Below are 12,028 nucleotides of genomic sequence, written 5' to 3'. Positions count from 1 at the left end.
GGATCGGAATGTCTTTCTCCAGTCCGCCCGCGCGCAGGGGGCGCGCCGGGCTCGCCGTCAGGAACCGATGGTTTCCACGACGATGTTGCGGTTGGTGTAGACGCAGATGTCCGCAGCGATCTCCAGCGAGCGGCGGACAATGGCCTCCGGGTCCTCCTCCCGGTCGAGGAGGGCGCGGGCGGCGGCGAGCGCGAACGCGCCGCCAGAGCCGATGCCGGCGACCCCGGCCTCGGGCTCCAGCACGTCGCCCGTGCCGGTGAGCACCAGGGAGACCGAGGCGTCGGCGACGATCATCATCGCTTCCAGCCGGCGCAGGTAGCGGTCGGTGCGCCAGTCCTTGGCGAGCTCGACCGCGGCGCGCTGGAGCTGCCCGGGATACTGCTCGAGCTTTGCATCCAGCCGCTCGAACAAGGTGAAGGCATCCGCCGTGGCGCCGGCGAAGCCGCCGATCACGTCGCCTTTGCCCAGGCGTCGGACCTTGCGGGCGTTCGACTTCAGCACGGTCTGGCCGAGCGTGACCTGCCCGTCGCCGGCGATAGCGACGCGGTTGCCTTTGCGCACGGAGACGATGGTGGTGCCGTAGATGGTATCCGGGGAATGCTGCATAGAAAGCTCCGCTCCGGCCTTACTTAGGCGGTTCCGGCGCGGACGCAACTCGTGGCTGCTCCTCGGTTTACCCTCGGGCGGCGTCAGCTGCCCTCGAGGAAGGCGCGGACGGTGGTGCAGAAATTCTCGGGCGCCTCCACCATCGGGCAGTGGCCGCTGTCGATGATCTCGTCCAGGGCGGCGTGGGGAATGGCGTCGGCCACCTCGCGCACCATGGCCGGGGCGAACAGGCGGTCGTCGTCGCAATAGATGGCAAGCGTCGGCGCCGCGATCATGCCGATGCGGGTGAGGGCGTCGAAGGACACGCAGGCGTCGAGCTGGCGCAGGAAGGCGTCCTTCTCCTGGTAAAGTCCGGCATCCAGCGACTGCTGAACAGCGGCGAACAGGGGAATGGTCTTCAGCGTCCGCATGCCGAGGACGAAGGTGGTCAGCGCTGCGCCGAAGGTCAGCTCGTTGTCGATCTGCAGGCGCAGCTCCTTCAGGAGGCGCATGATCTCGGTGGTGTAGAGGTCGGAGCGGGCGATGGTATTGGACAGAACCAGCCGATCTACCCTCTGGGGCGCCATGAGGGTCAGCTCCTGGGCGATCATGCCCCCCAGCGAATGGCCGACCACATGCGCCTTGGCGATCCCGGCGGCGTCGAGGACGGCGAGGGCGTCGCGCGCCATGTCGGCGACGGCGTAGGGCGCCTTGGCCCGCGCGCTCTTGCCGATGTCGCGATTGTCGAACTCGATGAGGGTGAAGCCGCTGAGCAGCGGCCGGGACAGAGTCCAGAACGAGCGCTCCGCCGAAAGGCCGGAGATGAGGAGGAGGGGCGGGCCCTCACCGCTGACCTGGTAGGCAAGCTCCAACCCGTCGTTCTGCGTCGTCGGCATCGGCCATCCTCGCTCCGTGACGGTGGTCCTATGCCACATCCCTCTTGCGCCCGCGAGATGGGCGGCGGCGGCGGAGGCAAAGGCTGCAGAGACGCGGGTGCCGAAAGGACCGCGCCCCGCGTCATCTCTTCGCCATATGGCGTCGCAGCGATGTTGCTGATAGAAACCGCGGCCTTGGAGGAGTTCCATGCGCAAGGCCGAAATCGTTCGCGAGACCAAGGAGACCCGGGTCGCCCTGACCGTCGATCTCGACGGGACGGGGAAGGCTGCCGTTTCCACGGGCATCGGCTTCCTCGACCACATGCTGGACCTGCTTGCGCGCCACGCCCGCTTCGACCTCGACATCAAGGCGGACGGCGACCTCCACGTGGACTTCCACCACACCACGGAGGACGTCGGCATCGTGCTCGGCCAGGCGCTGCGGAAGGCGCTCGGCGACATGCGCGGCATCACCCGTTATGCCGACGTGCTGCTGCCCATGGACGAGACGCTGACCCGCGTGGCGCTCGACATCTCCGGCCGGCCGTTCCTCGTCTTCCGTACCGAATTCGCGGTGCCGAAGATCGGCGAGTTCGACACCGAGCTGGTGCGCGAGTTCTTCCAGGCCTTCGCCTCCAATGCCGGCGTTACCCTCCATGTGGAGACGCTGTACGGGGTGAATGCCCACCACATCGCGGAAAGCTGCTTCAAGGGCCTCGCCCGGGTGCTGCGGGCGGCGGTGGCGGTGGATCCGGCCGCGGCCGGGGAAATTCCCTCCACCAAGGGCGCGCTCGGAACCTGAAGCCCGGAACGTGAGGCATTTATGGCCACCTATACGGTCCTGACCCGGAACGCCCCCGGCGACACCGCCGAGGCGGCGGCGGGGCGCACGGTGTTCGTGCGGGAGAAATTCTCCTGGGCGACGCTGCTGTTCGCCCCCTTCGTGCTGTTGCGCTTTCGCCTGTGGCTGGCGTTCGCCGCCTATGTGGCGGTGGTGGTGCTGCTGGGCGTCAGCGAATATTTCGGCGGCATGCACGATCTGGTGGGCAATGTGGTGCTCGCCGGCTTCCATATCCTTCTCGCCTTCGAGCTGCCCCGGCTGCGCCAGCGCAAGCTGGAGCGACTCGGCTACGAGGAGGCCGGCATTGTGATCGCCGCCGATCGCGAGGACGCCGAGCATCGCTTCTTCAGCGCCTGGGAGGGGCTCTATCCCGCGCCCCGGTCCGCCGGCGCGTTGCCGGCGATCCGCGCAGGTGGGGGCGGCCCGACCGCCCCCACGGGCGTCATTGGCGCCTTTCCGGGAGCCTGAGGCGAATGAGCGTCGCCATCATCGACTACAATTCCGGCAACCTCCACTCGGCAGCCAAGGCCATGGAGCGGGCGGCGCTCGACCTCGGAGCGGAACAGGTGGTGGTCACCAGCGATCCCGATGTGGTGCGCGCCGCCGATCGGGTGGTGCTGCCGGGGGTGGGCGCCTTTGCCGACTGCCGCGCCGGCCTCGACGCCGTGTCCGGCATGGTCGAGGCCATGACCGAGGCGGTGAAGGAGAAGGGCCGGCCCTTCCTCGGCATCTGCGTCGGCCTCCAGCTGCTCGCCGAGCGTGGTCTGGAGCACGGGGTGACCGACGGCCTCGGCTGGATCCGCGGCGAGGTGGACCGCATCACGCCGAACGATCCCGGGCTCAAGATCCCGCACATGGGCTGGAACACGCTGGAGGTGGCGCGCGAGCACCCGCTGCTGGCCGGCATCCCCACGGGCGCTTCGGGCCTCCACGCCTATTTCGTGCATTCCTACCACCTGAAGCCGGCCGACGGGCTCGACCTCGTCGCCACCACCGACTATGGCGGCACCATCACTGCCATGGTCGCACGTGGCAACGTGGCCGGCACCCAGTTCCATCCCGAGAAGAGCCAGAGGCTGGGCCTCGCTCTGCTCGCCAATTTCCTGAAGTGGCACCCGTGATCCTTTTTCCGGCCATCGACCTCAAGGACGGCCTCGCCGTGCGCCTCGAACAGGGCGACATGGCGCGCGCCACCGTGTTCAACCGCGATCCCGCCGCCCAGGCCTCGGAGTTCGAGATCCTCGGCTTCCGCTATCTCCACCTCGTGGACCTCGACGGCGCCTTCGCCGGCAAGCCGGTGAATGCCGCGGCGGTGGAGCGCATCCTGGAGAGCGTCTCCATCCCGGTGCAGCTCGGTGGCGGCATCCGCGACATGCGCACCGTCGAGGGCTGGCTGGAGAAGGGCGTCACCCGCGTCATCCTCGGCACCGCCGCGGTGCGCGACCCGGACTTCGTGAAGGCCGCGGCCAAGGCCCATCCCGGCCGCATCGTGGTGGGCCTCGACGCCCGCGACGGACGTGTCGCGGTGGAGGGCTGGGCGGAGACCTCGGACCTTGCCGCCGTGGACATCGCCAAGAGGTTCGAGGATGCGGGCGTCGCCGCCATCATCTACACCGACATCGCCCGCGACGGCCTGCTGAAGGGGCTCAACCTGGACGCCACCCTCGCGCTGGCCGAGGCGGTGGCCCTGCCCGTGATCGCCTCCGGCGGGCTCGCCGCGCTGGCCGACATCGAGGCCCTGCTGGCGCCGCGGGCGGCGAAGCTCGAGGGCGCCATCACCGGCCGCGCGCTCTACGACGGGCGGCTCGACCCCCGCGCGGCGCTCGCGCTGGTGGCCGGACGATAGGTGTGCCATGCTCAAGGTCCGCGTCATCCCCTGCCTCGACGTGAAGGACGGCCGCGTGGTGAAGGGCGTCCAATTCGTGGACCTGCGCGACGCCGGTGATCCGGTGGAGGCCGCGCGCGCCTATGACGCGGCGGGCGCCGACGAGCTCACCTTCCTCGACATCACCGCCAGCCACGAGAACCGCGGCACCATCCTCGACGTGGTGCGCCGCACCGCCGAGCAATGCTTCATGCCGCTTACCGTGGGCGGCGGCGTGCGCACGGTGGACGATGTGCGCACGCTGCTGCACGCAGGCGCCGACAAGGTCTCCATCAACACCGCCGCCGTGAACCGCCGCGCCTTCGTGGGCGAGGCGGCGGAGAAGTTCGGCGAGCAGTGCATCGTCGTCGCCATCGACGCCAAGAAGGTGTCGGGCGCAGGCGAGGCGGACCGCTGGGAGATCTTCACCCACGGCGGCCGCCATCCCACGGGGCTCGATGCGATCGCGTACGCCCGCGAGGTGGTAGGCCTCGGGGCGGGCGAGATCCTGCTCACATCCATGGACCGGGACGGCACCGGCCAGGGCTTCGACTGCGCGCTGACCCGCGCGGTCGCCGACGCGGTCCACGTGCCGGTCATCGCCTCGGGCGGGGTCGGCACGCTGGATCATCTCGTCGACGGGATCCGCGAGGGTGGCGCCTCGGCGGTGCTCGCCGCCTCCATCTTCCACTTCGGCACCTTCACCGTGCGTGAGGCCAAGGAGCGGCTCGCCGAGGCGGGCCTCCCCGTGCGGCTCGACGTCTAGGGCGGACCCCCGCTCACCCACCGAACCACCGGCGCCGGCCGCGTGCCGTCTGACCCTTCCTGCGGGGCCAACTGATGAGCGACAGCTTCTCCCTTGCCGATCTCGAAGCCATCGTCGCGGCCCGCGCCTCGGCCGATGCGGGCGCGTCCTACACCCGCAGCCTGCTCGACAAGGGCGTGGGCAAATGCGCCCAGAAGCTGGGCGAGGAGGCGGTGGAGACGGTGATCGCCGCGGTTTCCGGCGACCCGGCGGAACTGGTCTCGGAGACCAGCGATCTTCTCTACCACCTGATGGTGGTGCTGCACGCCCGCGGAGTGGCACTCGCGGACGTGCATGCCGAGCTTGCCCGGCGCACCGGCCAGTCCGGCCTCGCCGAAAAAGCCGCCCGTTCCAACGGCTGAGAGGGGCCGCCCATGGACCTGCACCTCGATCCCGGCCTTTCTCCCTATCGCTCCTTCTCCCGCGCCGAATGGGCCGCGCTGCGCCGCGATACCCCCATGACGCTGCGTCCGGACGAGATCACACGGCTGGAGGGCCTCGGCGTCCACCTTTCCATGAAGGAGGTCGAGGAGATCTACCTGCCGCTGTCGCGCCTGCTCTCGCTCTATGTGGCCGCGACCCAGAAGCTGTTCCGCGCCATGAGCCACTTCCTCGACCATCGCGCCGAGGACGCCAATGGCGAGGGCAAGATGCCCTACATCATCGGCGTCGCCGGATCGGTGGCGGTGGGCAAGTCCACCACGGCGCGCGTGCTGCAGGCGCTGCTCGCCCGCTGGCCCAACACGCCCAAGGTGGACCTCGTGACCACGGACGGCTTCCTTCTGCCCAACGCCATCCTCGAGCGCGAGGGGCTGATGGAGAAGAAGGGCTTCCCGGAGAGCTACGACGTGCCGGCGCTGCTGCGCTTCCTCACCGACATCAAGGCCGGCCGGCGGCCGGTTCGCGCGCCGCTCTATTCGCATTTCTTCTACGACGTGATGCCCGACCAGCATGTCGAGATCGACCGCCCCGACATCCTCATCGTCGAGGGGCTCAACGTGCTGCAGACGACGCGGCCGCCCAAGGACGGAAAGGCCATCCCCTTCGTCTCCGACTTCTTCGACTTCTCGGTCTATATCGACGGCGACGAGGAGGTGATCGAGCACTGGTACGTGGAGCGCTTCATGCGGCTGCGGTCCACCGCCTTCAAGGACCCGCTGTCCTACTTCCATCGCTATTCGCAGCTCACCGACGAGGAGGCCGAGGCGACGGCCCTCTCCATCTGGCGGCGGATCAACCTGCCCAATCTCGTGGACAACATCCTGCCCACCCGCCAGCGCGCCGACCTGATCCTGCGCAAGGAAGGCGCCCATGAGGTGGCCGAGGTGAGCCTGCGCCGGCTGTAAGCCGCGCCGTGCGTCCTCAGGCGGCGGCGGGAAGCCGCTCAGCCCTTGCCGCCTGGCAGTCCTCCAGCTCCCACGGATTGTGGGCGCAGAACACCCGGACCTCGGGATGGGCGGCGGTGAAGCTGCGCAGGCGGGCCTGGTTGTAGAAGCGGGCGCGCGTGTCCATGGTGACCACCATCTGGAACAGACGTACCACCGGCGCGCACTGCCAGACCGGCCCCTTCACCTCGCGGGGATCGAAGTAGGAATCCCCCGCGTGCAGAAGCCAGCCCTCCGCCCCGCGGACGGCGACGCCGCAATGGCCGAAGGTGTGGCCGAAGAGGGGAACGAGAAGGATCTCGGGCGGAAGCCCTTCCAGATCGCGCACCGCCTCGAAGCCGAACCAGGGCTCGCCTTCCTCGGAATAGGTGTTGAACTCGGGCTGGTGTGCCCACATGAGCGGCCGGTAGCGCCCCTTCGCGCGCACGCCGCGCCGCGCCATCGCGGCGGCAAGCTCCGCGGAGTGGACGTGGATCTTGGCATGGGAAAGTCTGACAGGCCGCCTACGTGGTCGAGATCCATGTGAGTGAGGACGATGTGGCGCACGTCCTCGGGCCTGAGGTTCATCGCCCGGATCTGGTTGATCGCCGCGAGGGAGGGGTCGCGTTTGGGATTGGCGTAGCCATAGGCGAAGCCGTAGCCGAGCCGGCTGGGCATGTTCGCATAGTCCGGGGTGCCGAGGCCGGTATCCACCAGCACGAGGCCGTCGGACGGTGTCTCGATCAGCTGCACATGGCAGCGAGGCATCGCCCATTGATGGACAGCCGCTGTACGCAGGCACAACTGAGATGATGGATCCTCATGGGTCGCCTCACCCTGCCGGACGCCATACAAGACTATCGTCACTGAGTTTGAGCGAGGGGCGGCGGTAACGCAATCAGTCCGTGCAACCTGCGACCTTGAGTCGGCCCGGGGGTCGCGTGCGATGCGTCCTGGAAGCCGGCGGAGCGGATGGGCCGCCCTTGAAATCGGCGCTATCTGTCTCAAACTGCGTTTAACGGCAATTTGCGACATCGGACCTGTAGATGCGGCGTATCGGATTCATCATGGAGGACGGCTTCCAGGTCATGGGGCTCGCCGCTTTGTCGGCCTTCGAGTTCGCCAACACCATCCTGGAGGAACCGGCCTATTGCCTCGCGGTCATGTCCGAGCGAGGCGGCAGCATCTCATCGTCCCTCGGGGTGCAGATCGGCACGCAGGCGCTCGGGGATTTTCCCGATACGCTGATGGTGCTCGGCGAACTCGAGGTGCGGCCGATCTCCGAGGTCCTGCGGAGCTATATCGCCCGCGCAGGCGAGCGATCGCGGCGGGTCGCCGGCGTCTGCACCGGCGCATTTCTCCTCGCTGAGGCCGGCCTCCTCGACGGCAGGGCGGCGACGACGCATTGGGCGCATGCCAAGGCGCTTCAGGACCGCTTCCCGGCCGTCCGCGTGGATGACGACCGCATCTTCATCCGCGACGGCCACATCTGGACATCGGCGGGCATGAGCGCAGGCATCGATCTCACCCTCGCGCTGATCGAGGAGGACCATGACGCAGCGCTGGCTCGGGAGGTCGCCCGCAAGCTCGTGGTCTATCACCGCCGCCCCGGCGGGCAGTCGCAATTCTCCGCCTTGCTGGAGCTGGAGCCGCGGTCGGACCGCGTCCGCCGGGCGCTGGTCCACGCCAGGGAGAACCTTTGCAACGCCTTGACTGTCGAGGAACTGGCTGAGGCCGCGCGCCTCAGCCCCCGCCAGTTCAGCCGGGTGTTCCGCCAGGAGACGGGGGTGTCCCCGGCCAAGGCGGTGGAGCGGCTGCGGCTGGAGGCGGCAAAGGCCATGCTGGAGGAGGGGCGCCATGCCCTGGACGTGGTGGCGCGCGACACCGGATTCGCCGACCGGGACCGCATGCGGCGCGCCTTCCTGCGATTCTTCGGTCATCCGCCCCAGAGCCTGCGCCGCAACCTGCGTCACATGGAGGGCGCCGCCTGACCGTGGCGAAGGCGGGATCGCACCTTACCTGAGCCAGGCTCCCGTTCTCACGGCGGTCATGACGACGCTGGCGTAGACGATCAGGCCGGCGGAAAGGGCGGCGAACAGCGCTTCCATCGAGCCGGTCAGCCGCAGGGCGAGCCAGCCGCCGCCGAGGCCAACGACGACGCGCAGGAAGCCCGCCACCACCGGCCAGAACAGGCGGCCGGCGCCCTGCCCGGCGAAGTACAGGGCGAGGCCGATACCGAAGAAGCCGTAGAACGGGCCGACGATCCGCAGATAGGCGCTGCCCGCCGCGATCATGCCGGGCTCGGCGCTGAACAGCGACAGCCACGCCTCCGGGAAGACCGCCGCGGCGAGCCCCACGCACTCGGTCACGAGGAAGGCGAGGCCCGCGCCGGCGATGGCGATGCTCCTCGCCCGGTCGCCGCGTCCGGCGCCGAAATTGGTCCCCACCAGCGCCACCATCGGCGCGCCGATGCCGAAGATGAGGGGAATGAGCAGATATTCGAGCCGCACGCCGGTGCCGAAGCCCGCAACGCCGTCCACCCCGGCGTGGAGCGCGACGAGGGCCGTGGCGCTGGCGACGATGATGTTGGTCTGGATGGACTGGAGCGACGAGAGGGTCCCGACGCGGGTGATGGCGCCCACCACGCGCCAGTCGAGCCGCACCCAGCGCCAGCGTGCCGGGTTGCGGCCGGACAGGATGTAGCCCGCCAGCACCAATGTGCCGCCAAGCGAATAGGCCACCAGCGCCAGCCCGCCGCCGGCGATGCCGAAGCCCGGGATCGGCCCGAAGCCGAAGATCAGCACGGGCGACAGCGGGATGAGGAGCGCGACGCCGACGCAGGTGACGAGGGCCGGCAGCAGCATGTTGCCGGTGCCGCGCACCACGCTCGCGAGGCCGTTCATGGTCCAGGTGAGCGGCGTGCCGAGGAAGACGATGTTGGAATAGATCAGCGCCGCCTCCAGCTCCGGGCCGGACCCGCCCATCGCGCCGTAGATCTGGCGGCCGAAGATCAGGAAGAGGGCGGCAAAGCCGATCCCGAACACCAGGCTCACGACGAGGGCGTGCAGCACCAGCGCGTCGGCTGCCTCGCGCCGGCCCGATCCCAGCGCCCGCGCCACGGCGGAGGAAATGCTGCCCCCCAGCGCCCCCGCGGAAAGGGTCGTCATCAGCATCACGGCCGGGAACACCAGCGCCATGGCGGCGAGCGCCGTCGTGCCCAGCTTGGCGACGAAGTAGGTCTCGATCAGGCCGGAGGACGCCTGCGCCAGCATGATGAGCACGTTCGGCCACGCGAGCCGGATGAGCAGCGGCACGATGGGCGCTTCCAGCAGGCTGCGCGTGCGGGCATCCACCGCTGGCCCGGTCTCGGCGGGTGCGGGCGCGGCCGCGTCGTCTGGGCGATGGAGCATCGGGTGCCTCAGAGCGCTTCGAGGGCGAGCGCGATGCCCTGCCCGCCACCGATGCACAGCGTGACCACGCCGCGCTTCAGCCCATCCCGCCGCATACCGTGCAGCAGCCGCGTCACCAGGACCGCCCCGGTGGCGCCGATGGGATGGCCGTGCGCCACCGCCCCGCCTTCCACGTTCACGATCTCCTGCGGCAGGCCGAGCTCGCGGGCGACGGCGATGGGGACGGCGGCGAAGGCTTCGTTGATCTCGATGCGCTCGATATCGGCCAGCGACCAGCCGGCGCGGTCGAGCGCCTTGCGCACGGCGGGGACGGGACCGAGGCCGAACAGGCCTGGCTCGACTCCTGCGATGCCGTAGCCGGCGAGACGTGCCATGGCCTCGATGCCCTGCCTCTCGGCAAATCCCCGCTCGGCGACGACCATGGCCGAGGCGGCGCTGTTCAGTCCCGGCGCATTGCCGGCGGTGATGGTGCCCTCCGGGCGGAAGGCCGGGCGCAGCTTCGCCAGGGTCTCCACGGTGGTGTCCGGGCGTGGCGCCTCGTCGACGGCGAAGGGCTCGGGGCCCTTTTTGCCCTTCACCTCCACCGCGACGATCTCGCCGGCGAAGCGGCCATCCTTCTGGGCGGCGGCGAAGCGCTGCTGCGAGCGGGCGGCGAAGGCGTCCTGCTCGGCGCGGGTGATCTGCAGCTTTTCGACGAGATCTTCCGTGTGCCAGCCGGAATGCTTGCCGGAGAAGGCATCGTCAAGCCCGTCCGTGAGCATGCTGTCGAGGATCTGAGCCGGGCCCATGCGATAGCCCCAGCGGCCTCCGTCCATCAGATACGGCGCCCGGTCCATGTTCTCCATGCCGCCGGCGATGGCGAGGTCATGCACGCCGGCGGCGATCTCCTGCGCCGCGCTGACCACGGCCTGCGCGCCGGAGCCGCAGACGCGATTGACCGTCATGGCCGGCACCTCCACCGGCAGGCCGCCGTGGATGGCCGCCTGTCGGGCCGAGTTCATGCGGTTTCCGGCCTGGATCACATTGCCCATCACCACCGCGCCCACCGAAGCCGGATCGAGGCCGGCCCGGCGCAGGGTCTCGCGCACGGCGACGGCGCCGAGCTCGGTGGCAGGGGTACCCTTCAGCGTCCCGTTGTATGCGCCGATGGCGGTGCGGACGGGGTGGGCGATGACGATGTCTCGGGTCATTTCGACCTCCTGGGAACGGTGCGATGGGGATCCCGCGCAGGGCGGGATCAGGCGACGGGGACGAGCGGTCGCGCGGTTTCGTCGGCAGCGCGCGGGGCGGCGGCGACCGCTGCGGCCTTCGCCTCGGGCGCGCTGGCGGCGTCGAGGCGGGCGATGTGCTCGGACGTCAGGCTGAGGGCGCTCGCGCCGAGGTTGCTCGACAGCTGGGTGAGGGTGCGCGGGCCGATGAGGGGAATGGCGCCGGAGCGTCCCGCCCAGGCGATCGCCACCTGATCGGGCGTTGCGCCGAGTTCCTGCGCGACGGTGAGCACCGCATCGAGCGTCGCGCTGCGGCGGGCGGAATTCTCCGCCTGGAACACCCGCCCGCCCAGCGCCTCGGCGCGGCCGGTCTCGCCGCTGCGATACTTGCCGGTGAGCATGCCGCCGCCGAGCGGCGACCAGGTGACCGCGGCGATGCCGAGCGCGGCGCAGGCGGCAAGCTCATCCGCCTCCGGCTCGCGCCGCACCAGGCTGTATTCGAACTGGGCGGCGGCGACGGGGACGGCGCCGGTCAGTTCCGCGAGGGTGGCGGCGCGGGCGACGCGCCACGCCGGGAAATTGGACAGGCCCGCATAGAGGATCTTGCCGGCGCGGGCGAGATCGTCGAGACCGCGGACGATCTCCTCGGCGGGGGTCACCTCGTCGGTGTGGTGCACCCAATACAGATCGATGCGGTCGGTGTTCAGGCGCCTGAGACTCGCCTCCACCGACGCCACCATGGCCTTGCGGCTATTGCCCGTAACGAGACGATTGGCATTGGGACTCGCGCCGTTGGTGAATTTGGTGGCGAGCAGGAAGTCTTCACGCCGGCCGTCCAGCAGTGTCGCCAGAAATTCCTCCGACTGGCCGAACTGGTAGATGTCGGCCGTATCAATGAAATTGCCGCCGGCCTCGGCATAGGCATTGAACATGGCGGCACTTTCCGCCGCGTCGGCACCGTGGCCCCAGCGCCCCCCGAAATTGGCGGTGCCAAGCGCCAGCTCCGCCACCTTCACGCCGGTGCGGCCGAGAAGTCTGTATTTCATATGCTTTGCTCCCGAGGGGAATGGGTTTGG

14 protein-coding genes and 1 pseudogene are annotated in these 12,028 nt (G+C 69.5%); 8 read left to right on the top strand and 7 right to left on the bottom strand.

Features of this window, described 5'->3' with window-relative positions:
- Nucleotides 1-57 precede the first annotated feature (57 nt).
- Together hslV and ABLE93_RS15830 are read right to left on the bottom strand one after the other, a co-directional pair.
- Nucleotides 58-606: an ATP-dependent protease subunit HslV gene (gene hslV, locus ABLE93_RS15835; RefSeq protein ID WP_348840805.1), complete on the bottom strand. Its 549-nt coding sequence runs from the start codon at nucleotides 604-606 to the stop codon at nucleotides 58-60.
- 83 nt (nucleotides 607-689) lie between these two features.
- Nucleotides 690-1,481, bottom strand: coding sequence for an alpha/beta fold hydrolase (locus ABLE93_RS15830; RefSeq protein WP_348840804.1), 792 nt, complete (start codon nucleotides 1,479-1,481; stop codon nucleotides 690-692).
- 187 nt (nucleotides 1,482-1,668) lie between these two features.
- Between ABLE93_RS15830 and hisB the strand changes: the two genes are divergently transcribed.
- From hisB to coaA, 7 genes are all read left to right on the top strand, one after another.
- Nucleotides 1,669-2,262, top strand: coding sequence for an imidazoleglycerol-phosphate dehydratase HisB (hisB, locus tag ABLE93_RS15825; protein ID WP_348840803.1), 594 nt, complete (start codon nucleotides 1,669-1,671; stop codon nucleotides 2,260-2,262).
- A 21-nt stretch (nucleotides 2,263-2,283) separates the two neighbouring features.
- Nucleotides 2,284-2,769 carry a DUF2628 domain-containing protein gene (locus tag ABLE93_RS15820; protein WP_348840802.1) on the top strand — a complete coding sequence of 162 codons (486 nt, stop codon included), beginning with the start codon at nucleotides 2,284-2,286 and terminating at the stop codon, nucleotides 2,767-2,769.
- A gap of 5 nt (nucleotides 2,770-2,774) precedes the next feature.
- Nucleotides 2,775-3,422: an imidazole glycerol phosphate synthase subunit HisH gene (hisH, locus tag ABLE93_RS15815; RefSeq protein ID WP_510183034.1), complete on the top strand. Its 648-nt coding sequence runs from the start codon at nucleotides 2,775-2,777 to the stop codon at nucleotides 3,420-3,422.
- Entirely contained in the window at nucleotides 3,410-4,147 is a 738-nt protein-coding gene (gene hisA, locus ABLE93_RS15810; RefSeq protein WP_348840801.1) for a 1-(5-phosphoribosyl)-5-[(5-phosphoribosylamino)methylideneamino]imidazole-4-carboxamide isomerase, read from the top strand. Before hisH ends, hisA begins: the two co-directional genes overlap by 13 nt.
- 7 nt (nucleotides 4,148-4,154) lie before the next feature.
- Nucleotides 4,155-4,931, top strand: a complete 777-nt coding sequence (hisF, locus tag ABLE93_RS15805; protein WP_348840800.1) for an imidazole glycerol phosphate synthase subunit HisF — start codon at nucleotides 4,155-4,157, stop codon at nucleotides 4,929-4,931.
- Nucleotides 4,932-5,005: 74 nt separating this feature from the next.
- A complete protein-coding gene (locus ABLE93_RS15800) occupies nucleotides 5,006-5,332 on the top strand; it encodes a phosphoribosyl-ATP diphosphatase (RefSeq protein WP_348840799.1) in 327 nt (108 codons plus the stop codon).
- Nucleotides 5,333-5,344: 12 nt separating this feature from the next.
- Nucleotides 5,345-6,316, top strand: coding sequence for a type I pantothenate kinase (coaA, locus tag ABLE93_RS15795; RefSeq protein WP_348840798.1), 972 nt, complete (start codon nucleotides 5,345-5,347; stop codon nucleotides 6,314-6,316).
- 16 nt (nucleotides 6,317-6,332) lie between these two features.
- Here coaA and ABLE93_RS15790 read toward each other — a convergent pair whose 3' ends face one another.
- Together ABLE93_RS15790 and ABLE93_RS27005 are read right to left on the bottom strand one after the other, a co-directional pair.
- Complete coding sequence (locus ABLE93_RS15790) at nucleotides 6,333-6,797, bottom strand: MBL fold metallo-hydrolase (protein ID WP_348840797.1); 465 nt, start codon at nucleotides 6,795-6,797, stop codon at nucleotides 6,333-6,335.
- Nucleotides 6,798-6,853: 56 nt separating this feature from the next.
- Nucleotides 6,854-7,102, bottom strand: a pseudogene (locus ABLE93_RS27005) (MBL fold metallo-hydrolase); the annotation flags it as partial.
- A gap of 278 nt (nucleotides 7,103-7,380) precedes the next feature.
- Between ABLE93_RS27005 and ABLE93_RS15785 the strand changes: the two are divergent.
- A complete protein-coding gene (locus ABLE93_RS15785) occupies nucleotides 7,381-8,325 on the top strand; it encodes a GlxA family transcriptional regulator (RefSeq protein ID WP_348840796.1) in 945 nt (314 codons plus the stop codon).
- A gap of 24 nt (nucleotides 8,326-8,349) precedes the next feature.
- Here ABLE93_RS15785 and ABLE93_RS15780 read toward each other — a convergent pair whose 3' ends face one another.
- The 3 genes from ABLE93_RS15780 to ABLE93_RS15770 are packed head-to-tail and all read right to left on the bottom strand — an operon-like array spanning nucleotide 8,350 to nucleotide 11,998.
- Nucleotides 8,350-9,744, bottom strand: a complete 1,395-nt coding sequence (locus ABLE93_RS15780) for an MATE family efflux transporter (RefSeq protein ID WP_348840795.1) — start codon at nucleotides 9,742-9,744, stop codon at nucleotides 8,350-8,352.
- Nucleotides 9,745-9,752: 8 nt separating this feature from the next.
- Entirely contained in the window at nucleotides 9,753-10,934 is a 1,182-nt protein-coding gene (locus tag ABLE93_RS15775) for a thiolase family protein (RefSeq protein ID WP_348840794.1), read from the bottom strand.
- Nucleotides 10,935-10,981: 47 nt separating this feature from the next.
- The gene (locus ABLE93_RS15770) at nucleotides 10,982-11,998 is read right to left on the bottom strand and encodes an aldo/keto reductase (RefSeq protein WP_348840793.1); all 1,017 of its coding nucleotides are present in this window, start codon (nucleotides 11,996-11,998) and stop codon (nucleotides 10,982-10,984) included.
- Nucleotides 11,999-12,028 lie beyond the last annotated feature (30 nt).

The sequence above is a fragment of the Xanthobacter pollutisoli genome, from assembly GCF_040044995.1.
Taxonomy (GTDB): domain Bacteria; phylum Pseudomonadota; class Alphaproteobacteria; order Rhizobiales; family Xanthobacteraceae; genus Xanthobacter.
Note: the sequence above shows the minus strand (reverse complement) of the source record. Positions and strands in the feature narration are given on the sequence as shown.

Excerpts from the sequence above, each read along its gene's own strand:
- hisH (WP_510183034.1), top strand. The coding sequence starts at position 2,775 with ATGAGCGTCGCCATCATCGACTACAATTCCGGCAACCTCCACTCGGCA.
- ABLE93_RS15800 (WP_348840799.1), top strand. The coding sequence starts at position 5,006 with ATGAGCGACAGCTTCTCCCTTGCCGATCTCGAAGCCATCGTCGCGGCC.
- hisF (WP_348840800.1), top strand. The coding sequence starts at position 4,155 with ATGCTCAAGGTCCGCGTCATCCCCTGCCTCGACGTGAAGGACGGCCGC.
- ABLE93_RS15770 (WP_348840793.1), bottom strand. The coding sequence starts at position 11,998 with ATGAAATACAGACTTCTCGGCCGCACCGGCGTGAAGGTGGCGGAGCTG.
- hisB (WP_348840803.1), top strand. The coding sequence starts at position 1,669 with ATGCGCAAGGCCGAAATCGTTCGCGAGACCAAGGAGACCCGGGTCGCC.
- ABLE93_RS15780 (WP_348840795.1), bottom strand. The coding sequence starts at position 9,744 with ATGCTCCATCGCCCAGACGACGCGGCCGCGCCCGCACCCGCCGAGACC.
- ABLE93_RS15830 (WP_348840804.1), bottom strand. The coding sequence starts at position 1,481 with ATGCCGACGACGCAGAACGACGGGTTGGAGCTTGCCTACCAGGTCAGC.
- coaA (WP_348840798.1), top strand. The coding sequence starts at position 5,345 with ATGGACCTGCACCTCGATCCCGGCCTTTCTCCCTATCGCTCCTTCTCC.
- ABLE93_RS15775 (WP_348840794.1), bottom strand. The coding sequence starts at position 10,934 with ATGACCCGAGACATCGTCATCGCCCACCCCGTCCGCACCGCCATCGGC.
- ABLE93_RS15790 (WP_348840797.1), bottom strand. The coding sequence starts at position 6,797 with ATGGCGCGGCGCGGCGTGCGCGCGAAGGGGCGCTACCGGCCGCTCATG.
- ABLE93_RS15785 (WP_348840796.1), top strand. The coding sequence starts at position 7,381 with ATGCGGCGTATCGGATTCATCATGGAGGACGGCTTCCAGGTCATGGGG.
- hslV (WP_348840805.1), bottom strand. The coding sequence starts at position 606 with ATGCAGCATTCCCCGGATACCATCTACGGCACCACCATCGTCTCCGTG.
- ABLE93_RS15820 (WP_348840802.1), top strand. The coding sequence starts at position 2,284 with ATGGCCACCTATACGGTCCTGACCCGGAACGCCCCCGGCGACACCGCC.